Genomic DNA, 22,589 nt, shown 5'->3' with positions numbered 1-22,589 from the left:
ACGCAGGCCGCTTGCCGGCCCCAGTCCGGAACCCCTATGCGTCTTTCCACGATCAAGCTGTCCGGCTTCAAGTCGTTCGTCGATCCGACCACCCTGCACCTGCCGACCAACATGACCGGCGTGGTGGGGCCCAATGGCTGCGGCAAGTCGAACATCATCGACGCCGTGCGCTGGGTCATGGGCGAGAGCTCGGCCAGCCGCCTGCGCGGCGACTCGCTGACCGACGTGATCTTCTCCGGTTCCAATGCCCGCAAGCCGGTTTCGCAGGCCACCGTCGAGCTGATCTTCGACAACTCCGACCACACGATTTCCGGCGAGTACGCCTCGTTCAACGAGATCTCGGTCAAGCGCACGGTCAGCCGCGACGGCACCAGCAACTATTACCTCAACGGCACCAAGTGCCGTCGCCGCGACATCACCGACCTGTTCCTCGGCACCGGCCTGGGCCCGCGCAGTTACTCGATCATCGAGCAGGGCATGATCAGCCAGATCATCGAGGCGCGCCCGGAAGACCTGCGCGTGTACCTGGAAGAGGCAGCCGGCATCTCCAAGTACAAGGAGCGCCGCAAGGAGACCGAGACCCGCATCCGCCACACCCGCGAGAACCTGGACCGGCTGGGCGACCTGCGCGACGAGATCAGCAAGCAGCTCGAACACCTCAAGCGCCAGGCCAAGCAGGCCGAGCAGTACCAGGTGCTGCAGGAAGAGCGCCGGGTCAAGGATGCCGAGTGGAAGGCCCTGGAGTTCCGCGGGTTGGACGGTCGCCTGTCCAAGCTGCGCGAAGGGCTGTCGCAGGAAGAGACCAAGCTGCAGCAGCTGATCGCCGACCAGCGTGACGCCGAGGCCCGCATCGAGACCTCGCGCGTGCGCCGCGAAGAGGCCGCCGATGCGCTGAACACCGCGCAGGCCGCGGTCTACCAGGTCGGCAGCACGCTGGCGCGCGTGGAACAGCAGATCCAGCACCAGCGCGAACTGTCGCAGCGCCTGCACAAGGCGCGCGACGAGACGCGCCAGGCGTTGGCCGAACTGGGCCAGCACATCAGCGGCGACGAGGCCAAACTGCTGGTGCTGCGCGAAGCGGTGGAGGCCGCCACCCCGCAGCTGGAAGAGCTGCAGGAAGAGAACGAGATCAAGCAGGAAAGCCTGCGCGAGGCCGAGGACCGGCTGGCCAGCTGGCAGCAGCGCTGGGAGCAGCACACCTCGCAGAGTTCGGAGGCGTCGCGCGCCGGCGATGTCGAGCGCACGCGCGTGGACTACCTGGACAAGCAGATCCTCGACGCTGACCGGCGTCGCGAGGCCCTGGCCGCCGAGCGCGCCGGGCTGGACGTGGACGCGCTGGAAGAAGCCTTCGAGCAGCTGCACCTGCAGCACGACACGCAGAAGACCGCGCTGGATGAACTGAGCGAAGACGTCGAGCTGCGCAAGCAGGGCGTGGCGACGGTGCAGGAACAGCAGCGCAATGGCCAGAACGAACTGGCCGAACTGCGCAAGCAGGCCAACGGCCTGCGCGGTCGCCTGGCTTCGCTGGAAACCCTGCAGCAGGCTGCGCTGGGCCAGGAGCAGGGCGCTGCCGTGGCGTGGCTGAAGGCGCGCGGGCTGGATTCGGCGGCGCGTGTCGGCGAACGTCTGGACGTCGATGCCGGCTGGGAAAATGCGGTGGAAAGCGCGCTTGGCCAGTTGATCGAAGGCGTGCTGGTCGATGACCCGGGCAGCCTGGTTGATGCCCTCGGCGAACTCGGCGATGGCCACATTGCGCTGGTTGCCAGCGCGGGTGCCGACGTCAAGGCTGCACCGACTTCGCTGGCGGCACGCGTGCGCGGCCCGGCGGCGATCCGTCGCCTGCTTGCTCACCTGCATGCTGCCAAGGACCTGTCCGAGGCGAAGGCCCTGCAGGCCAGCCTTCCGGAAGGCGATTCGATCATCACCCAGAGTGGCGAGCGCCTGGGCCAGGGCTGGCTGCGCGTGTCGCGCTCCGGTGCAGCCCAGCAGGGCGCGCTGCTGCGCGAACGCGAGATCAACGAGCTGCGCGAGCAGATCGAACAGCTGCAGGATCGCGAGGCCGAGCTGGAAGAACAGCTGAGTGGTTTCCGCGAGCAGTTGCAGGCGGCTGAACAGCAGCGCGAAGACGCGCAGCGTGCGCTGTACCAGGCCCACCGTGCGGTGTCCGAGCTGGCTGGCCAGCTGCAGGGCCAGCAGGGCAAGGTGGAAGCGGCGCGTACCCGCATCGACCGCATCGAAGGCGAACTGAAGCAGCTGCAGGAAACGCTGGAAGCCAACAACGAGCAGGCGCGTGAAGCGCGCTCGCGGTTGGAAAACGCGGTCAGCAGCATGGGTGACCTGGAATCGACCCGGCAGCGGCTGGAGGGCGAGCGCCGCCAGCTGACCGAAGCCCGCGACCTGGCCAGAGACGCCGCGCGAGCGGTGCGCGAGCGCTCGCACTCGTTGGCCCTGACCCTGGAATCGCAGCGTGCGCAGCTGGCTTCACTGAGCCAGGCGTTGGAGCGCATGGGTACCCAGCGCGGGCAGTTGGATTCGCGACTGGGCGAACTGCATTCGCAGCTTGACGAAGGTGATTCGCCGGTCGAATCGCTGCAGGCCGAGCACCAGAATGCACTGGAAGAGCGCGTGCGGGCTGATCGCGTGCTGACCGAAGCGCGCACGTTGCTGGACGGCATCGACGCCGAGCTGCGCAATTACGAGCAGACCCGTCACCAGCGTGACGAACAGGCGCTGGCCCAGCGCGAGCGTATTTCGCAGCGCAAGCTGGACCAGCAGGCGCTGGTGCTCAGCGCGGACACCCTGCAGGGCGCGGTGGAGAAGGCCGGGTTCGTGCTGCAGGACGTGCTCAACGCACTGCCCGAGGACGCCCGCCTGGGTGACTGGGAGCAGGCCGTGCACCAGATCGATGGCCGCATGCGCCGGCTGGAGCCGGTCAACCTGGCCGCCATCCACGAGTACGGCGAGGCTTCGCAGCGTTCGGACTACCTGGATTCGCAGCACACCGACCTGACCACGGCGCTGGAAACCCTTGAGGATGCCATCCGCAAGATCGACCGCGAGACCCGCGGTCGTTTCAAGGACACCTTCGATCGTGTCAACGCTGGCGTGCAGGCGCTGTACCCGCGCCTGTTCGGTGGCGGCCACGCCTACCTGGAACTGACCGGTGAAGACCTGCTCGACACCGGTGTGACCATCATGGCGCGTCCACCGGGCAAGCGCGTGTCCAGCATCTCGCTGCTGTCCGGCGGCGAGAAGGCGATGACCGCGGTGGCGCTGGTGTTCGCCATCTTCCAGCTGAACCCCGCGCCGTTCTGCCTGCTGGACGAGGTGGACGCGCCGCTGGACGAAGCCAACGTCGGCCGCCTGGCCAACATGGTCAAGGAAATGAGCGAAAAGGTGCAGTTCCTGTTCGTCAGCCACAACAAAGCGACGATGGAGGCCGCGCACCAGCTGTCGGGCGTGACCATGCGCGAGCCGGGCGTCAGCCGCCTGGTCAGCGTGGACCTGGAAGAAGCCGCGCGATTGGCGGGCGCGGCCTGACGTGCCATCCTAGTTACCTGAATGAACTAGCCGGAGAACCTATCGAATGTCCGACACGGCACTGTTGCGCATCGGCATCCTGGCCGCCGGCCTGCTGTTGATCGCCGCGATCTTCCTGTTTGGCCGTCCGAAAAAGAAGCCCCAGGGGCGCCGCGTGGAAGGCGCGGAACCGGCCAGCGGCGAGCGCCGCGAACCGGTACTGGGCGAAGACGGCGTCGCCGTGGCCGATGGCCGCGTCGAACCGGGCATGGGCACGGAAGGCGAGCAGGCCGAACTTGGTCTGGGCGAAACCGACCCGGGCGCCAGTGATCTCGGCAAGCGCGCCACCCAGGATTTCGACAAGATCGTCTCCTTGTTCGTGGCTGCCCGGGCCGGCGAGCAGCTGCGTGGCGAAGACATCGTGGTGGCGGCCGAGAAGACCGGCCTGGTGTTCGGCCACATGAACGTGTTCCACCGCCTGGTGGAAGGTCACCCCGAGCGCGGCCCGATTTTCTCGATGGCCAGCATCATGAAGCCGGGCAGCTTCGACATGGCCAACATCCGTGCCATGGAAACCCCGGCCATCGCCTTCTTCCTGACCCTGCCGGCGCCGCTGACCGCGCTGGACGCCTGGGAGAAGATGCTGCCGACCGTGCAGCGCATGGCTGAACTGCTGGATGGCGTGGTGCTGGATGACAGCCGCAATGCCCTGGGCCGCCAGCGCATCGCACACATCCGTGACGAGCTGCGCGCCTACGACCGCCAGCACCAGGCCCCGCCGCTGACCAAGACCCCGCGCTGGTAAGCGCTATGGCGTGCCGACCAACGGTCGGCACCCACCCGACCAACGGTCGGCACCCACAACAGTAGATCCACGCCATGCGTGGATGGGGCGAACCAAGGTTCGCCCCCACCAACAGGATCAGGCCGGCACGCCGGCCACCTTCGCGAACGCATGGCGGAACGCGGCCATTTCTTCTTCGGTGCCGACGGTCACGCGCACGCGCTGTGGCCAGATCGGCCAGCTGCGTCCGATCACCACGCCGTTGTCCGCCATCGCCTTGGCGAACGCGCTGCCATCGCGTTGCACGTCGACCACGAAGCAGTTTGCTTCCGACGGCACGCAGCGGAAACCACGCTTGCCCAGCCACGCGATGGTGGCCTGGCGCACCTTGGCATTCTGCAGGCGGCGCTGTGGAATCAACTGCGGATCGCGCAGGCTGGCCAGTGCCGCCGCCAGCGCCGGCACCGGCAGCGGGTTGTCGCCGAGGCTGGCCAGTTCGCGCAGGCGGTCGGGATGTGCGGTCGCCACGCCCAGGCGCAGGCCGGCCATGCCATATAGCTTGGAGAACGTGCGCAACACGATCAGGTCATCGCGCTGCGCCACCTGCGCGATCAGGCTCGGCTGTTCGCTGTACTGCAGATACGCCTCGTCCAACAGCACGCGGGTGGAAGCGGGCTTGTGGGCCAGCAGCCAAGCGAGCTCATCCGGTGGGCTGATCGAGCCGGTCGGGTTGTTCGGATTGCACACGTAGAGCAGCCCGGTCGGGCGCGCGTGCGCGGCTGCGACCATCGCACGCAGGTCGTGTGCGCCGTCATTGCGCAGCGGCACCTTCTGCACGTGCGCCCCATGCGCGGCAGCGACCTCGCCCAGCGTCTCGAAGGTCGGGTCGGCCACCACCAGCCCCGCCTGCGGGCCGGTCCACAGCGTGGCAGCGCGGTTCAGTGGTTCGCTGGAGCCCGGATAGAGGCGCATATGGTCGGCCGGAATGCCGGCCTGCTCGATGAACGCATCGCGCACCTGGCCCGCCAGTTCGAAGCGGTAGCGGCCGCAGCTGGTGATGCTGTCGCGCGCCGCCTGCTGGGCGGCGGGCGAGGGGCCGTACGGGCATTCGTTGAAGTTCAGTAGTACGGCGCCTTCGGCAGGGGCTGGGGCGGCGGCTGTCGCGGGTTGGGCATGGCCGAGCTGCGGCAGCCCGGTGCCGGCGACGGCGAGGCCAGCACCAGCCAGTTGCAGGAAGCGTCGACGGGAAGCGGGCAGGGTCACGGGCGGGATTCCGAAGGGAAGACCGTCGCACGCTAGCGCCGGTGGGGATGGGCGGCAAGCTGCTTTTTGTGGAGTCGAACCATGCTTGACTGCAGATGTGCCAACCAAGGTTGGCACCTACCAGAGCGGGAGGGTGGTTGGCACGTACCAGAGCTGGGGAGTGGTTGGCACGTACCAGGATGGGGGAGTGGTTGGCACCTGCCAGAGCGAGGGAGCACCAGTCGAGCAAGCTCGACGCTACAAAGGCGGGAGCGTTACAGGGCCTGACGGTCGGGCGCGGTAGAATCCCCGGCCATCCCAGAACCACCGGATCCCGATGAGCCCCAGCCCCGCCGAACGCGCCGAAGACCTTCGCCGGCAGATCGCCCAGGCCAACCGCGCCTACCATGAGCTGGACGCGCCGGAGATCCCCGACGTCGACTACGACCGGATGGTGCGCGAGCTGGAAGCGCTGGAGCGCGAGCACCCGGAGCTGGCCCGTGCCGACAGCCCGACCCAGCAGGTCGGTGCGCGCCCCTCCGGCCGCTTCCCGGAAGTGCGCCACGCGGTGCCGATGCTGTCGCTGTCCAATGCCTTCAGCGACGAGGAAGTGGCGGATTTCGTACGCCGCATCGACGAGCGCCTGGGCCGCCGCAGCCTGCGGTTCTCGGCCGAGCCGAAGATGGACGGCCTGGCGATCAGCCTGCGCTACGAGGACGGTCATTTCGTACTCGGCGCGACCCGCGGCGATGGCAGTACCGGCGAGGACGTTACCGCCAACCTGCGCGAGATCGGTGATATTCCCAAGCGGCTGCACGGCAAGGACTGGCCGGATGTGCTGGAGGTGCGTGGCGAGGTCTACATGGCCCGCGCCGACTTCGAGTCCTACAACGAACGTGCGCGCCTGCAGGGCGGCAAGGTGCTGGCCAACCCGCGCAACGCGGCGGCCGGTTCGCTGCGCCAGCTCGACCCGAAGATCAGTGCGCAGCGCCGGCTGAGTTTCTTTGCCTACGGCACCGGCGAAGTGCAGGGCGGCGAGCTGCCAGACACCCATTCGGGCACGCTGGCCCAGCTCGGTGCCTGGGGCTTCCCGGTCAGCGAGTTGTGCAAGGTGGTGGAAGGCACCGACGGCCTGCTCGGCTACTACCGCGATATCGGTGAGCGCCGCGATGGCCTGCCGTTCGATATCGATGGCGTGGTCTACAAGCTGGATGACCGCGCCGGCCAGCAGGCCATGGGCTTCGTTTCGCGTGCGCCGCGCTGGGCCATCGCGCACAAGTTCCCCGCGCAGGAACAGAGCACTACGTTAGAGGCGATCGAGATCCAGATCGGCCGCACCGGTGCTGCCACACCGGTCGCGCGGCTGGCACCGGTGGCGGTGGCCGGCGTGATCGTGTCCAACGCCACGTTGCACAACGCCGACCAGATCGCACGCCTGGATGTGCGCGTGGGTGACAGCGTGATCGTGCGCCGCGCCGGTGATGTAATTCCGGAAGTGGTCAGCGTCATCCTTGATCGCCGCCCGCCGGGCACCATGCCGTGGCAGATGCCGACGCGCTGCCCGGTGTGCGGCTCGGAAATCGTGCGCGAGGAAGGTGCTGCCGCATGGCGCTGCTCGGGCGAACTGTCCTGCCCGGCGCAGCGCAAGGAAGCCATCGCCCATTTCGCCTCGCGTCGCGCGATGGATATCGATGGCCTGGGTGACAAGTACATCGAAACCCTGGTCGACGCCGGCATCGTCAGAAGCGTGGCCGATCTGTACCGGCTCAACCGTGACCAGCTGCTGCATCTGAAGCTGGTGCTGGATGCCGAGGACCCTTCCGCACTGGCGGCTGCGCTGAAGCTGCACCTGCCCGCCGAAGGCAGTGGTGCGGTGCTCAATGCGGTGCTCAAGCTGGATGGCAACGATCCGGGCTGGCGCGCACAGGCGCTGGCACAGCCGGCCAGCTTCGAATGGAACACGAAGAAGATCGCCACCAAGTGGGCCGACAACCTGATCGCGGCAATCGACGCCAGCCGCGCGGCCACGCTGGAGCGCCTGCTGTTTGCGCTTGGCATCGAGCACGTGGGTGAGAGCACGGCCAAGGCGCTGGCGCAGTGGTTCGGTGACCTGGAGCTGATCCGCCACCTGCCATGGCCGTTGTTCAAGCGCGTGCCGGACATCGGTGGCGAAGTGGCGCGTTCGCTGGGTCATTTCTTCGAGCAGCAGGGCAACCAGCAGGCCATCGATGACCTGCTGCAGGTCGGGCAGGTGCGCATCAGCGATGTGCACGCGCCCAGCGCCAAGCTGCGCGAAGGGCTGGATCTGGCGCAGCTGCTGGTCGAATCGGAGATCCCTGGCATCACCCGCCTGCGCGCCGAAAAACTGGTCGCTGCGCTTTCCGGCGCGCAAGCAGTGCTCGACGCCGAGCATGGCCAGTTCGTCAACGCCGGCCTGCCCGATGACACTGCACGCGGCGTGGCTGCGTGGCTCGATGCAGATGGCCATGGCGCGATGCTGCTGGCGGCCGAGAAGGCGATGCAGCAGATCCTGGCCAAGGCGCCGGCGCTGGCCGAGATCGTGGCCGGCCCGCTGGATGGGCAGACCGTGGTGCTGACCGGCACCCTGGCCCAGCTCACCCGCGATGCCGCCAAGGAACGCCTGGAAGCGCTGGGTGCCAAGGTCTCCGGCAGCGTGTCGAAGAAGACCAGCTTCGTGGTGGCCGGTACCGAGGCCGGCTCCAAGCTGGACAAGGCGCAGTCGCTGGGCGTGCCGGTATGGGACGAAGACCGCCTGCTGGCCTACCTCGCCGAACACGAATGATGACCCCGCCGGGTGCCTGGCGCCCGGCATGAAACACAAAGGAACACCGATGCAGACCGCTCCGCTGGATTTCCGCCTGGCCACCCGTGCCGACGAAGAACTGTTGATCGCGTTGATGCGCGAGTTCTATGCCGAAGACAAGATCGACTTCGACGACGCGCGCGTGCGTCGCGGCGTGGACGCGCTGCTGGCCGATCCGCGCAATGGCGAGGTGCTGCTGTGGCTGGACGAGGCCGCCGAGGTGGTGGGCTACGCAGTGATCGCGATGGGTTTCAGCCTGGAGCAGGGCGGCCACTTCATGTTGCTGGACGAGCTGTACCTGAGCCACCGCGCGCGCGGCCGCGGCCGCGGCAAGCAGGCGCTGGCCATCTGCGAACAGCGCGCTCGCGGGCGTGGCGTCAGCCGCCTGCGGCTGGAAGTGAACCACCACAACGAACTGGCCCGGCGCCTGTACCTGGCCAGTGGCTACATCGATGACACCCGCGATCTGCTGACCCTGCCGCTGGATCATCCGCGCCCGGAGGGCATCCTGTGAGCGAGGCCCTGCTGCGCGCGCTGCAGCAGCGTGCCGCGCTCAACGCGCTGGTGCGCCGCTTCTTCGCCGATCGAGATGTGCTGGAGGTGGAGACGCCGATCCTGTCGGTGGCCGGCAACACCGAGCCGAACATCGACAGCTTCCACACCGATTTCACCGGCCATGTCGATGCCGGTGGCCGCCGCCGCTGGCTGCGCACCTCGCCGGAGTATCCGCTCAAGCGCCTGCTGGCGGCGGGCGTGGGTGACTGTTACGAACTGGGCCGGGTGTTCCGCAACGGCGAGGCGGGCGGCCGCCACAATCCGGAATTCACCATGCTGGAGTGGTACCGGGTCGGTTGGGACCACCATCGCCTGGTGCAGGAAACCGCCGAGCTGGTCGGCCAGGCGCTGGCCCTGGTCGGGCGCAGTGCGACGCTGCGTGTGCTCAGTTACCGCGAGCTGTTCCAGCAGTACGTGGGTGTGGATCCGTTCGATGCCGATGAGGCCGCGTTGCGTGCCGCGCTGGGCGAGGTACATATCGACCCGGTCGGGCTGACCCGCGATGACTGGCTGGATCTGCTGATGACCCATCATATCCAGCCGCATTTCGATGACGCGGTGATGACTGTGGTCCATGATTGGCCTGCCAGCCAGGCCGCACTGGCACGCATTCGAGCCGGCACGCCGCCGCTGGCCGAGCGTTTCGAGCTTTATCTGGGGGCCGTGGAACTGGCCAACGGCTATCACGAACTGAACGACGCGCACGAACAGCGTGCGCGATTCCAGCGTGACCTGCAGCGCCGCCATGAGCGGGGCCAGGTGCAACCGTCCGTGGATGAGGCGCTGCTGTCGGCGTTGCCATCGATGCCTGCCTGCGCTGGCGTGGCGGTGGGTGTCGATCGGTTGTTGATGGCGATGAACCGCACGCCGCGTATCGCCGATGTGCTGGCCTACGACTTCGCCCACGCGTGAGCGCGGTGCGCACGTTCCTGAACATCGAAGACTGAACGGAATTCCGCGTTTCCGCGCTTGCTTCGGTAAGCAGGATGATGCTCTTATCACGGCAGATGCCGGACACTGGCACGCAGTTCATCCATTCCTGCTGGGGAAGGCTTTGGTCAAGTGGTTTGCGGTTGTCGCGGCACCGGTGTACTCCATCGCGCTCTGGGGTGCCTGGCTGTCGTCATCGGCGTCGGCCCAGCAGGCGGGCTATGACGGCGAAGTGGTGACCTGCGAATCGCGCGACATGGGCTGGGTGCATTGCGATATCGACGTCAGCAATGGCATCGACCTTGTGCGCCAGTTGTCCAGCAACAGTTGCATCCGTGGCAGCGAATGGGGCACCGACCGCAGTGGCGTGTGGGTCACCCTTGGCTGCCGCGCAGAGTTCCGTGCGCGTCGTGCGGAAGGTGCAGCGCCTGCGGCAACGGAAGGCAAGCGCCTGGTCCGCCGTGTGGTGCGCTGCGAATCCAATGGCCGCCCGCAGAGTTGCCCGGTGCGCCTGGACGGGGCGCCGGTGCGCCTGCTGCGCCAGCTGTCGGTGCTGCCGTGCCGCGAAGGGCAGGGCTGGGGCTACAAGCGCAATGAAGTCTGGACCAGCCGTGGTTGCCAGGGCGATTTCGAAGTGGCTGACGAGGACGGCCGTTTTGTCGACGTGCCACGCCGCCTGACCTGCGAGTCGAAGTCGAAGAAGCGCCGCTTCTGTGGGGCGAGCATTTCGGTCGGCGCGGTCGTTACCGAGCAGTTGTCCAGCACCCCGTGCGAGGAAGGCAACACCTGGGGCTGGAACCGCAACGGGATCTGGGTGGACGGCGGCTGCCGCGCCGAATTCTCGGTGAATTGAGCCCGGGCAGGCTCCAACCACGCGGGGCGTGGCCCTACAATGGGCCCATGAACACTGCCTCCGACATCGACTACGCCCGTTATGACCACATCCGCCCGATCCTCTGGACCGGCGATGCCCTGCAACTGCTGGACCAGCGCAAGCTGCCGTTCGTGGTCGAGCACGTGGTCTGCCATGACAGTGACGAAGTTGCCAGCGCCATCCACGCGCTGACCGTGCGTGGCGCGCCCGCGATCGGCATTGCCGCAGCGTGGGGTGTGGTGCTGGCGGCGCGGGACGTGCAGGCCGCTGATGGCGCGCATGCGCTTCAGCAGTTGGAGCCGGCGCTGCAGCGTCTGAACGCATCGCGCCCGACCGCCGTCAATCTGGCCTGGGCGCTGGCGCGCATGCGTCGCTGCCTGAACGTCGCCGGCGCCGACTGGAAGGCTCTGCTGGAAGCCGAAGCGCAGGCCATTGCCGAGGAGGACCTGGCCGCCAACCGCCACATGGGCGCGCTGGGCGCGGGCCTGATCGAGGCCGGCAGCGGCGTGCTGACCCACTGCAACACCGGCTCGCTGGCCACCGCCGGCTTCGGCACGGCACTGGGCGTGATCCGTGCCGGTATGGCCCAGCACCGCATCGCCCGCGTGTTCGCCGGCGAGACCCGTCCGTGGCTGCAGGGCGCACGCCTGACCGTGTGGGAACTGCAGCAGGATGGCATCGACGCCACCCTGATCGCCGATTCGGCGGCCTCGCACCTGATGAAGACCGGCGCCGTGCAATGGGTGATCGTCGGCGCCGACCGCATCTGCGCCAACGGCGATACCGCCAACAAGATCGGTACCTATCAGCTGGCCATCGCCGCTCGCCACCACGGGGTCAAGTTCATGGTGGTGGCGCCGTCCTCGACCGTGGACATGGAGACCGTGGATGGCAGCCAGATCGAGATCGAGCAGCGCGACCCGGGCGAGCTGTACGGCGTGGGCGGTACCCGCACCGTGGCCGAAGGCATCGCCGCCTGGAACCCGGTGTTCGACGTCACCCCGGGTGAACTGATCGATGCCCTCGTGACCGAGCGCGGGGTGATCCTGAACCCGACCATCGAGAACATGCGCGCCGCCTTCGGCGGGTGAGGCACAGGGGAGGGGGCAGCGTGACCTCCGCCCCCGGTAGTGCCGGCCGTTGGCCGGCACCCCCCCCTAAGTTCCTGATTTGTGCCGGTAAAATCCCCGTAAATGGAGGCAGGGAACGGCCTGTTGTGGTAGTATCCACAGGTTGAATCGAGGTTCCGGCACGACCCCCTCCCGCAGAGGGCTGCGCCGGACTGGACCGCTACCAGACAACGGAACCCGAATGGCAGAAAACGCCAAGGAAATCATCCAGGTCAACCTGGAAGACGAGATGCGCAAGAGCTACCTCGATTACGCCATGAGCGTGATCGTGGGCCGCGCGCTCCCGGATGCGCGCGATGGCCTCAAGCCGGTGCATCGCCGCGTGCTGTTCGCGATGAACGAACTCAACGCGCACAGCAACAAGCCCTACTTCAAGTCGGCGCGTATCGTCGGTGACGTCATCGGTAAGTACCACCCGCATGGCGATCAATCGGTGTACGACACGCTGGTGCGCCTGGCACAGCCGTTCTCGCTGCGTTACATGCTGGTCGATGGCCAGGGTAACTTCGGCTCGATCGATGGCGACTCCGCCGCGGCGATGCGATACACCGAAGCGCGCATGTCGCGCCTCGCGCATGAGCTGATGGCGGACATCGACAAGGAAACCGTCGATTTCCAGCCCAACTACGACGAGAAGGAACTGGAGCCGACGGTCATGCCGACCCGGTTCCCGAACCTGCTGGTCAACGGTTCGGCCGGTATCGCAGTGGGCATGGCGACCAACATCCCGCCGCACAACCTGAGCGAATCGATCAACGCCTGCATCGCGCTGATTGATAATCCGGAAATCGATGTCGACGGCCTGATGGAGTACATCCCGGGCCCGGATTTCCCGACTGCCGGCATCATCAATGGCACTGCCGGCATCGTCGCCGGCTATCGCACCGGCCGCGGCCGTGTGCGCATCCGTGCCAAGGCCGATATCGAAGTGGCCGACAACGGCCGCGAATCGATCATCGTCACCGAAATTCCTTACCAGGTGAACAAGGCGCGTCTGATCGAGAAGATCGCCGAGCTGGTCAAGGAAAAGAAGATCGAAGGCATCAGCGAGCTGCGCGATGAGTCCGACAAGGACGGCATGCGCATCTACATCGAGATCAAGCGCGGTGAATCTGCCGAGGTTGTGCTGAACAACCTGTACCAGCAGACCCAGATGGAATCGGTGTTCGGCATCAACATGGTGGCGCTGGTCGATGGCCGCCCGCAGTTGATGAACCTCAAGCAGATGCTGGAGGCGTTCGTCCGCCACCGTCGCGAAGTGGTCACCCGTCGCACCGTGTTCGAGCTGCGCAAGGCGCGCGCCCGTGCCCACGTGCTGGAAGGCCTGACCGTTGCGCTGGCCAACATCGACGAGATGATCGAGCTGATCAAGACCTCGCCGAACCCGAATGAAGCACGCGAGCGCATGCTGGCGCGCGTGTGGGAGCCGGGCCTGGTCGGTGCGATGCTGGGTGCCGCCGGTGCCGAAGCCTCGCGTCCGGAAGACCTGCCCAAGGGCGTGGGCCTGATCGAGGGCGGCTACCAGCTGACCGAGATCCAGGCCACCCAGATCCTGGAAATGCGCCTGCACCGCCTGACCGGGCTGGAGCAGGACCGCCTGACCGACGAGTACAAGCAGCTGCTGGAAGTGATCGCCGGGCTGATCCACATCCTGGAAGATCCCGACCGCCTGCTGCAGGTGATCCGCGAGGAGCTGGTCAACGTCAAGGCCGAGTTCGGCGACGAGCGTCGTACCGAAATCCGCCACAGCGAAGAAGACCTGGACATCCTCGACCTGATCGCGCCGGAAGACGTGGTGGTCACCGTGTCGCATGCCGGTTACGTGAAGCGGCAGCCGGTGAGCGTGTACCGCGCACAGCGCCGAGGCGGCCGCGGCCGCAGTGCGGCAGCGACCAAGGAAGAGGATTTCATCGAACAGCTGTGGCTGGTCAACACGCACGATACGCTGCTGACCTTCACCAGCTCGGGCAAGGTGTTCTGGCTGCCGGTCTACCAGCTGCCCGAAGCCGGTTCCAACGCCCGCGGCCGTCCGATCATCAACTGGATCCCGCTGGAGCCGGGCGAACGCGTGCAGGCCGTGCTGCCGGTGCGCGAATACGCCGATGGCCAGTTCGTGTTCTTCGCCACCAAGAACGGTACGGTCAAGAAGACCCCGCTGGGCGAGTTCGCCTTCCGCCTGGCGCGCGGCAAGATCGCGATCAACCTCGACGAGGGCGATGCCCTGGTCGGCGTCGGCCTGACCGACGGCGAGCGCGACATCCTGCTGTTCGCCTCCAACGGCAAGACCGTGCGCTTCGGTGAAGACAAGGTCCGCTCGATGGGCCGTACCGCAACCGGCGTGCGTGGCATCAAGATGCCGGCCGGCGAGGAAGTGGTCAGCCTGATCGTGGCCGAGAGTGCCGGTGGCAGCGAGGACGAGAACGAGGACGACAACGGTGTCGAGGAAACCGCAGCCAATGGCGATGCGGTGATCGACGGCGCCGATGACGCCAGCGTGCAGTACATCCTCACCGCCACCGAGAACGGCTACGGCAAGCGCACCCCGCTGCCCGACTACCCGCGCAAGGGCCGTGGCACGCAGGGCGTGATCGGCATCCAGACCACCGAGCGCAACGGCAAGCTGGTCGCCGCGGTGCTGATGGGCTCCAGCGACGAAGTGCTGCTGATCTCCGATGGTGGCACCCTGGTGCGTACGCGTGGCTCGGAAATCAGCCGCGTCGGCCGCAACACCCAGGGCGTGACCCTGATCCGCCTGTCCAAGGACGAGAAGCTGCAGGCGGTGGAGCGCATGGATGCCTCGATCGACGAGGACGAGGACGAGGTCGCCGTCGCCGCCCCGGCCGCGACCGACGGCGCCCCGGCTGCTGCCAGCAGCGAGGACGCCGCGCAGGAGTGATCCTGCCGCGAGCCTGATGTGCCCGACGACGCCGGCCCTGTGCCGGCGTCGTCGTATCCGGATGCCGCACATACGCGCGCGCTTCACGCAGGCGGTGGGATAACGGCGCATGCTGCCCCCGGAGATCGACGATGTCCGCCACGCCGCAGTCCGCTCCTGCGCCTGTTCGCGCCTCCCGGCACCCCCTTGTCACCGTGCTGTCGCTGCTGCTGGTCGTGCTCGGCCTGGTCATCGGCGGGCTCGGTGCGTGGCTGCTCAGCCTTGGCGGCTCGGCGTACTACGCCATCGCCGGGCTCGGCCTGCTGGCCAGCGGCATCCTGTTGTTCGGCAACCGCCGCAGCGGTGCATTGCTGTACGCGCTGGTGTTCATCGGCACGCTGCTGTGGACCTGGTGGGAGTCAGGCAGCGACTACTGGCGCTGGGTGCCCCGGCTGGGCCTGGTGACCGCACTCGGCATCGTGCTGGCCTTGCTGGCGCCCACCTTGCACGAGCCGGTCTCCAAACGCCTGTCGCGCAGCGTGGCGGGTGTGCTGATGCTGGTGTTCGTAGCCGCCTTCGGCCTGGCTTTTGCGCCGCATGGTGAAGTGGATGGGCATCAGCCGTTCCCGGAAGGCGCGGTCAGCGCCGGACTGGAACCTACGCGTGATACCACGGGCCTGCAGCCGGCTGACCAGCCCGCCGAGGGCGACTGGCCGGCGTGGGGCCGCAGCAACGCCGCCACCCGCTATTCGCCGCTGCAGCAGATCACCCCGGCCAATGTGGTCACGTTGCAGCCAGCCTGGCAGTTCCGTACCGGCGATATGCCCAAGAATCGCTGGGGCGCGGAAACCACGCCGCTGAAGATCGGCGATCGCCTTTACCTGTGCACCGCGCGCAACCGCCTGATCGCACTCGATGCCGCCAGCGGCAAGGAACTGTGGCGCTTCGACCCCAAGGTGAAGGACGCTTCGATCCCGTACACCGCCGCCTGCCGTGGGGTGAGCTACTACGAGCAGCCCCGCACGCCGGTCCTTGCCGATGCCACGCTGGCCGATGCCGCGGCCGATCTGGCGTTGCCGGAACCGCCGCCCAGCGTCGCCCGCAGTGCTGCGCCGGGCACCCGTCCGGCCTGCTGGGCGCGCATCATCGAAGGCACGCTGGACGGCCGCATCATCGCGGTGGACGCGGACAGCGGCCGTCCCTGCGCCAACTTTGGCAACAACGGCCAGGTCGACATCACCCTGGGCATGGGGGAGGTGCCACCGGGTTACGTGTCGATCACCTCGCCACCGGCCATCGTGCGTGGCGTGATCGTGACCGGTCACCAGGTGCTGGACGGGCAGCGCCGTGACGCGCCGTCGGGTGTGATCCAGGCCTACGATGCCATCACCGGCAAGCTGCGCTGGGCGTGGGACATGGACCAGCCCGAGCGCAGCGGTCTGCCACCGCGCGAGCAGACCTATACGCGCGGCACGCCCAACATGTGGACCACCGCCACCGGTGATGAGGCGCTGGGCCTGGTCTACCTGCCGCTGGGCAACTCCGCAGGCGACTACTGGAGCGGCTCGCGCACGGAAAACCAGAATCGCTACTCGACCTCACTGGTGGCGATCGACGTGGCCACCGGCAAGCCGGCCTGGCATTTCCAGGCGGTGCGCAAGGACGTGTGGGATTACGACCTGGGTTCGCAGGCCAGCCTGATCGATTACCCGACCGCTGCCGGCAAAGTGCCGGCGATCCTGTTGCCGACCAAGCAGGGCGACATCTACATCCTCGACCGCCGCAACGGCCAGCTTCTGACCGCGGCCGAAGAGCGCAAGGTGCCGGTGGGCGGCGTCGAACCCGAGCAGCGTTCACCCACGCAGTTGTTCTCGCTGTACCACACGCTGCGTCGCGAGCATGAGCTGACCGAACGTGACATGTGGGGCATCACCCCGATCGACCAGCTGGTCTGCCGCATCCAGTTCCGCAAGGCCTACTACGAAGGGTTCTACACGCCGCCGAGCAGTGACCGCCATTCCATCGAGTACCCCGGCTACAACGGCGGCTCGGACTGGGGCAGCGTGTCCATCGATACGCGCCGCGGCGTGATCGTGGCCAACTACAACGACATGCCGAACTACAACCGGCTGGTGCCACGCGCGGAGGCCGACCGGCTGGGCTGGCTGCCGCGCGAAAAGATCCGGTTCGACAAGGGCGGAGCAGAAGGCGCGGGTGACCCGCAGGTGGGCACGCCCTACGCCATCCAGGTCAATGCCGGTTGGCGCCTGCCGTTCACCGGTCTGCTGTGCAAGCAGCCGCCCTATGGCGGCATCCGTGCCATCGACCTGCGCACCGGCAAGCTGCTGTGGGACCGTCCGTTCGGCAGTGCGCGCGGCAACGGACCCTTCGGCATCCGCTCCGGCCTGCCGATCGAGATCGGCACACCGAACAATGGCGGTTCGGTGGTGACCGCCAGCGGCCTGATCTTCATCGCCGCCGCCACCGATGACCTGCTGCGCGCCATCGACCTGAGGACCGGCAAGGAGTTGTGGCATGCCAAGCTGCCCGCGGGAGGCCAAGCCAATCCGATGGTGTACGAGCAGGGCGGGCGCCAGTACGTGGTGATCATGGCCGGCGGCCACCATTTCATGGAAACCCCGAACGGCGATTACGTGATGGCGTTTGCGTTGCCGAGGTAACCGCAACGGGGGCGGTGGGCCGCCCCCGTTGCATGACGCTGGATCACACCGTCACTACCACCTTGCCGATCTGCTCGTTCGATTCCAGGTAACGGTGTGCGTCCTGGATCTGCGCGAACGGGAACACCCTGGCGATCTTCGGTGCCAGCGTGCCCTTGTCCAGGCCATCCACGATGAATGCCTTCGCGCGGGCCAGCGCGGCATCGTCGGAAACGATCTCCGAGTACAGGTAGCCTTTCAACGTCAGCGACTTGCCCAGCACGTTGAACAACGGGAACGGCGTGGGTTCGCTGCTCAGCGCGCCGTATTCCAGCAGGATGCCGCCACGCGCCATCGCTTCGGTCAGCGGCACGAACTGCGGGCCACCGATCGGATCGAACACCACGCGGGCACCTGCGCCGCCGGTGATGCGCGCCACTTCGGCCACCAGATCCTGTTCCTGGGTGGCGATGACATGGGCGGCACCGGCGTCGAGCAGGGCCTGGCGCTTGCCCGGGCCGCGCGTTACCGCGATCGGCGTGGCGCCGACTGCATTGGCGATCTGGATGGCGGCCAGGCCGACGCTGCTGCTGGCGGCGGTGATGATGACGAAATCCCCGGCGGACAAGTGCGCCTGCTCCAACAGCGCCCCCCAGGCGGTGACGTACTGCATCCACACCGCGGCGGCCGTTTCAAAGTCCAGTGCCTGCGGATGCTTGACTACCAGTCGTGCCGGCACGTTGGCCAGTTCGCCGTAGGTGCCCCAGCGCGCGATATCCAGCGGCGGCACCACGCTGACCGCATCGCCCGCGGTGAATCCGCTCACTGCACTGCCGACGGCTTCAACCACGCCGGCCGCTTCGTAGCCCAGGCGGCTGGGGAACTGCGCTTCCTGCAGGTAGGCGCCGTTACGGAACATCACCTCGGCGCGGTTCAGGCCGATCGCCTTCACCCGGATCTGGACTTCGTCAGGGGCGGGGGCGGGAACGTCGATATCGTCGATGCGCAGTACATCGGCAGTGCCATATTCGTGGATGCGGACAACCTGGCTCATGGGGGGCTCCGAGGAAGGGCCGGCGAGGGCGCCGGCGAAAGGGTGAGCGCTACTGTGCGCGTAGTCTGCATCCAGAATAAGGGGTAATCTGGCGTTTCATTGAAAAACAATTGTTTGCAATGGACCTGATCGTTCCCCTGCGGACCTTCGCCAAGGTGGCCGAGGTCGGCTCCTTCGCCGCCGCTGCCGAGGCACTGGACCTGTCGCCGCAGCTGGTCGGCAAGCACATCCAGGCGCTGGAGCAGCATCTGGGGGTGCGCCTGCTCAACCGCACCACGCGCAAGCAGAGCCTGACCGACTTCGGCCAGGCCTATCTGGCGCGGGCGCGGGTGATCCTGGAGGAAGTGGAGGGGGCCGAGCAGCTGGCCGAAGTGGCGCGCGGGCGGCCGATGGGGCGCCTGCGCATCAGTGCGCCGGTCACCTTCGGCGTGCACGCGCTGGGCCCTGCGGTGGTGGCCTACATGCAGCAGTACCCGGACGTGCAGGTCGATCTGAACCTGTCCAACAGTCTGGTGAACATCGTTGAAGACGGCTACGACCTGGTGTTCCGCACTGGCGATCTGGCCGACAGTGGGCTGGTGGCGCGGCGGTTGGGGCCGTATCCGCTGGTCCTGTGTGCCTCGCCGGACTATCTGGCTTCGCGCCCGGCCATTGCCCATCCCAATGACCTGAGCCGCCACGAGTGCCTGGGCTTCGCTCATTCGATCATCCGCACCCGCTGGAGCTTTCGCGATACCGATGGCGGCGTGCTGACCGTGCCGGTGTCCAGCCGCTTCATGGTCAACCAGGCCGAGCCGCTGCTGACCGCCGCCATCGGAGGGCTGGGGCTGATCCTGCAACCGCACGAAATGCTGGCCGGAGCATTGGCGCGTGGTGAGCTGGTGGAAGTGCTGCCGGACTACGTACCGGTGTCGACCTGGATCAACCTGGTGTATCCGCGCGATCGCCAGCTGACGCCCAAGCTGCGCAGCTTCCTGGACTTCTGCGTGGCGAGATTCAGCGAACAGACGATGGCAAGGCGATAGCGGGGCCAGCGGGTAGCAGGGTTTCCATCAACTGCGAAGGATCTCGCACTCACGTTGCATCCGGGGCTGTGCGCATTCCACCACGCGCGCGGAGTGGATGGCAGCGCATCGATGCATTCAGCGTCACCGTTGAGGTGTTGCAGCAGAGTCCCTGGTGTCGATGCGGCGGCCGCATCCTTGGTCTAGGATGCGTCCAGGAATCCCCGCAAAGGAACTGCCATGAGGGTTGTTGGACGCCTGTTTCTCTGCAGTGCACTGGCCTGTTCGGTTCTACTGGTTACCCCGGTTTTTCCAGCAATCGGCGCCACATCTTCCGAGCGTGCACATCCACGTGCGCAGGACGCCATCGATGACTGGCTGGCGGCCTTCAACGCTGGCAGCCTCGAGCAACTGCAGGCGTTCGCTGATACCTACGCGAAGAAGGAAGGCAGCAGCCCCAAGGACTATCTCGAGTTCCGCGAGAGCACCGGCCCCCTGCGTGTGCTGGAAACACGCCAGAGCGCGCCCGGTCACGCGAAGGTGCTGGTGATGGGCCAGCTGAGCGAGCGCGCGATGTGGGTGACGGTCGTCATGGATCCGGCCAGCCCGGCGCATGTGAAGCAGTTCCAGATCGAAGGCACTGAAACGCCGGACAAGTACAGACCGGAGAGGGTTGCTTTGCCTGCCCTGATGGCCGATGCCACAGCAAGGCTGGAGGCGCTGCGGGCCCAGGACGCGCTGTCGGGTGCGTTGCAGGTGGCACGGAACGGCAAGGTGCTGCTGGACTGGCGCGGTGGCAATGCCGATCGCACCGCTGGCATTCCAGTGGGCGTGGATACGCAGTTCCGCCTTGCGTCCTCCAACAAGATGTTCACCGCAGTGGCCATACTGCAGCGGGTGCAGGAGGGCAAACTCAGTCTCGATGACACGATCGGCAAGCACCTGCCGGACTATCCGAACAAGGCCGTTGCCAACAGCGTGACGGTTCGCCAGCTGCTGACCCATACCAGTGGCCTGGGTGATTTCTTCGGCGACGATTTCGAGCAGTATTCCGCGTCGCTGAAGACGCTGGATGACTATGTGCAGCGCTTTGCCAAGGATGCACCGCAGTTCACGCCCGGCAGCCAGGACAGCTACTCGAACTATGGCTTCATCGTGCTTGGGCGGATCATCGAGGCCGTCTCCGGGCAGTCGTACTATGCCTATGTGGAGCAACACATCCTGCGCCCTGCAGGCATGACCGGCACCGGCTTCGAACCGGAAACAGTGACGGTGCCACAGCGTGCCGTCGCCTATACGAAGCAGGATCGGCAATGGGTCCGTGAAACGAAGTCGCTGCCCTGGCGCGGCATGTCAGCCGGTGGTGGCTACAGCACGGTGAGCGACATGGTGAAGTTCGCCGAGGCGCTGCGCAGCGGAAAGCTGGTCTCACCTGCATTGCTGCAGCAGGCCACCACGGCGCAGAACCACAAGGGCTGGTACGGGTTCGGCTTCGTGGTGCAGGGCGAGGGCAGGGAGCATCAGTACGGCCACGAAGGCGGTGCGCCCGGATCGAACAGTGCCATCGTGGTGCTACCCGCGCAGGGCTATGTGATCGTTGGGCTGGCCAATGTCGATCCGGATGCGATCGGCAATGTGGTCAACTACATCGCGCGAAGAGTGCCGCTGTAGTCCCGAGCGACTATGCCGCAGCGATGTTGACGCTGGGGCAGGTGGCGGACCAGAATCGGGCCATGAGCCGACTCCTTCCCGTGGTGTGTCTGGTCGCCAGCATGGTGCTGCTGCTGCGTGGGGTGCACGTGATACTCAAGGGTGTTCCGGCCATGGCCAGCGAAGGTGCCAGTGCTGCGTATGCACAAGGCTACCTGCATGGACAAGCGGCAGCCGGGTGGGTGTTGATTGCCGCTGCAGCAGCCTGTGCGCTCATTGCCTGGCACAGGGCGCGCGCCAGGAAGTGAGAGACGGGCGCGTCAGCGCGGCACCCGCACCATCTTCGTCATCAAGTGTTCCACCACACCCGCCGGATCGGCCGTGCGGCCCACATGCGTGCTCGACATCTGCACCACCGAGCTACGCTTGGCGGTGAGGAAATGGAAGCGTGCGCGCGCTGGCAGCTGCGCGATCGGCCCGGCGCTGGCATCGCCGCGGCAGATCGCCACGATCGCATCCAGCCATGGCTGCAGCGCCTCCTGGTCCAGCGCTGGCGCGAAGGCGTGCAGGCGTGCCGGATCGATCTCGATGGCCGCTTCCAGATGACGCGCGCCGGGACAGGAGACGATCACCCCGACGTTGATGAATTCCTCGCGCTCCACCCGCGGTACCACGCGGATGACGGCGTAGTCATACGTGTGCAGCGTAGGCACGGATGGCCTCCTGCACGAACACCGCACGCACTTTCAGGCGGTGCTTGAGATAACTGATGTAGCCCTGGCGATAGGCCTGCGGGCTGTCGAACGCGGGCTCATTCACCAGCCAGCTGTCCGGCACCAGGCCGACGATGCGCTCGATCTCGGCATCGGTCAGGCGCGCGGCCAGCTCGGCGTCCACTTCGGCGATGCGGCTGGCGAACGACAGCAGCACATGGTCGCGGATCAGCACGAAGGGCTTCTCGCAGGCATCGCCGGCGTTGGCCCAGTCGTGATGGAAGTACATCGCCGCGCCGTGATCGATCAGGTACAGCTTGCGGTGCCACACCATCAGGTTGGGGTTGCGCGTGGTGCGATCGACATTGCTGGTGAACGCATCGAACCAGACGATGCGCGAGGCCAGGTCGGCATCCACCGGCATCGCTGCCGGGTCGTAGTTGATCGCGCCGGGCAGGTAGTCCAGGCCCAGGTTCAGGCCCTCGCTGGCGCGGATCAGCTCCTGGATCTCCGGGTCGGGCTCGGTGCGGGCGAACTCGCGGTCCAGCTCCACGAACAGGATCTCCGGAATCGGCAGGCCCAGCGTGCGCGCCATTTCGCCGGCGATCAGCTCCGCGATCAAAGCCTTCGGGCCCTGGCCGGCGCCACGGAACTTCAGCACGGCCATGCCGTCGTCGTCGGTCTCGACCACGGCCGGCAGGGAGCCACCTTCCCGCAAGGGGGTGATGTAGCGGAGGGCATGTACGGTGCGCATGCACGCATTCTAGCGTGATCG

At 66.8% G+C, this 22,589-nt stretch carries 16 protein-coding genes; 12 read left to right on the top strand and 4 right to left on the bottom strand.

Annotated elements, in window-relative coordinates:
• The first annotated feature begins 36 nt into the window (after positions 1-36).
• Both smc and zipA read left to right on the top strand, forming a co-directional pair.
• On the top strand, positions 37-3,540 hold the full coding sequence (gene smc, locus ACZK33_RS15075; protein WP_423174811.1) for a chromosome segregation protein SMC: 3,504 nt from the start codon (positions 37-39) through the stop codon (positions 3,538-3,540).
• A gap of 46 nt (positions 3,541-3,586) precedes the next feature.
• A complete protein-coding gene (gene zipA, locus ACZK33_RS15070) occupies positions 3,587-4,324 on the top strand; it encodes a cell division protein ZipA (RefSeq protein ID WP_423174812.1) in 738 nt (245 codons plus the stop codon).
• Between the two features lie 117 nt (positions 4,325-4,441).
• Here the strand turns inward: zipA and ACZK33_RS15065 are convergent, their stop codons facing one another.
• Positions 4,442-5,566, bottom strand: a complete 1,125-nt coding sequence (locus ACZK33_RS15065; RefSeq protein WP_423174813.1) for a pyridoxal phosphate-dependent aminotransferase — start codon at positions 5,564-5,566, stop codon at positions 4,442-4,444.
• Positions 5,567-5,876: 310 nt separating this feature from the next.
• On the opposite strand from ACZK33_RS15065, the gene ligA reads away from it, so the two are divergent.
• The 7 genes from ligA to ACZK33_RS15030 all read left to right on the top strand — a co-directional run bounded on the left by ligA (position 5,877) and on the right by ACZK33_RS15030 (position 17,414).
• Positions 5,877-8,348 carry an NAD-dependent DNA ligase LigA gene (gene ligA, locus ACZK33_RS15060; RefSeq protein ID WP_423174829.1) on the top strand — a complete coding sequence of 824 codons (2,472 nt, stop codon included), beginning with the start codon at positions 5,877-5,879 and terminating at the stop codon, positions 8,346-8,348.
• A gap of 49 nt (positions 8,349-8,397) precedes the next feature.
• Complete coding sequence (locus tag ACZK33_RS15055; RefSeq protein ID WP_032127684.1) at positions 8,398-8,883, top strand: GNAT family N-acetyltransferase; 486 nt, start codon at positions 8,398-8,400, stop codon at positions 8,881-8,883.
• The gene (gene epmA, locus ACZK33_RS15050) at positions 8,880-9,836 is read left to right on the top strand and encodes an EF-P lysine aminoacylase EpmA (protein WP_032127685.1); all 957 of its coding nucleotides are present in this window, start codon (positions 8,880-8,882) and stop codon (positions 9,834-9,836) included. The genes ACZK33_RS15055 and epmA overlap by 4 nt, the downstream gene beginning before the upstream one ends.
• Positions 9,837-9,978: 142 nt before the next feature.
• Entirely contained in the window at positions 9,979-10,707 is a 729-nt protein-coding gene (locus ACZK33_RS15045) for a DUF3011 domain-containing protein (protein WP_423174814.1), read from the top strand.
• A 47-nt stretch (positions 10,708-10,754) separates the two neighbouring features.
• The gene (gene mtnA / locus ACZK33_RS15040; RefSeq protein WP_423174815.1) at positions 10,755-11,819 is read left to right on the top strand and encodes an S-methyl-5-thioribose-1-phosphate isomerase; all 1,065 of its coding nucleotides are present in this window, start codon (positions 10,755-10,757) and stop codon (positions 11,817-11,819) included.
• 220 nt (positions 11,820-12,039) lie between these two features.
• The gene (gene gyrA, locus ACZK33_RS15035; RefSeq protein ID WP_049400193.1) at positions 12,040-14,754 is read left to right on the top strand and encodes a DNA gyrase subunit A; all 2,715 of its coding nucleotides are present in this window, start codon (positions 12,040-12,042) and stop codon (positions 14,752-14,754) included.
• A 131-nt stretch (positions 14,755-14,885) separates the two neighbouring features.
• Positions 14,886-17,414, top strand: a complete 2,529-nt coding sequence (locus ACZK33_RS15030) for a membrane-bound PQQ-dependent dehydrogenase, glucose/quinate/shikimate family (RefSeq protein ID WP_423174816.1) — start codon at positions 14,886-14,888, stop codon at positions 17,412-17,414.
• Between the two features lie 43 nt (positions 17,415-17,457).
• Here the strand turns inward: ACZK33_RS15030 and ACZK33_RS15025 are convergent, their stop codons facing one another.
• Positions 17,458-18,447: a zinc-dependent alcohol dehydrogenase family protein gene (locus ACZK33_RS15025; protein WP_032127690.1), complete on the bottom strand. Its 990-nt coding sequence runs from the start codon at positions 18,445-18,447 to the stop codon at positions 17,458-17,460.
• Between the two features lie 119 nt (positions 18,448-18,566).
• Between ACZK33_RS15025 and ACZK33_RS15020 the strand changes: the two genes are divergently transcribed.
• The 3 genes from ACZK33_RS15020 to ACZK33_RS15010 all read left to right on the top strand — a co-directional run bounded on the left by ACZK33_RS15020 (position 18,567) and on the right by ACZK33_RS15010 (position 21,409).
• Positions 18,567-19,472, top strand: a complete 906-nt coding sequence (locus tag ACZK33_RS15020; RefSeq protein WP_197615077.1) for a LysR family transcriptional regulator — start codon at positions 18,567-18,569, stop codon at positions 19,470-19,472.
• A gap of 219 nt (positions 19,473-19,691) precedes the next feature.
• Entirely contained in the window at positions 19,692-21,122 is a 1,431-nt protein-coding gene (locus tag ACZK33_RS15015) for a serine hydrolase domain-containing protein (RefSeq protein ID WP_423174817.1), read from the top strand.
• Positions 21,123-21,184: 62 nt separating this feature from the next.
• Positions 21,185-21,409 carry a hypothetical protein gene (locus ACZK33_RS15010; protein ID WP_125892069.1) on the top strand — a complete coding sequence of 75 codons (225 nt, stop codon included), beginning with the start codon at positions 21,185-21,187 and terminating at the stop codon, positions 21,407-21,409.
• A gap of 12 nt (positions 21,410-21,421) precedes the next feature.
• On the opposite strand, the gene ACZK33_RS15005 is transcribed toward ACZK33_RS15010, so the two are convergent.
• A complete protein-coding gene (locus ACZK33_RS15005) occupies positions 21,422-21,814 on the bottom strand; it encodes a DUF3037 domain-containing protein (RefSeq protein WP_049400180.1) in 393 nt (130 codons plus the stop codon).
• Entirely contained in the window at positions 21,792-22,568 is a 777-nt protein-coding gene (locus tag ACZK33_RS15000) for a HipA family kinase (protein WP_423174818.1), read from the bottom strand. The genes ACZK33_RS15005 and ACZK33_RS15000 overlap by 23 nt, the downstream gene beginning before the upstream one ends.
• Between the last annotated feature and the right edge of the window lie 21 nt (positions 22,569-22,589).

This window comes from Stenotrophomonas sp. 86156_Sma, from assembly GCF_056481625.1.
Note: the sequence above shows the minus strand (reverse complement) of the source record. Positions and strands in the feature narration are given on the sequence as shown.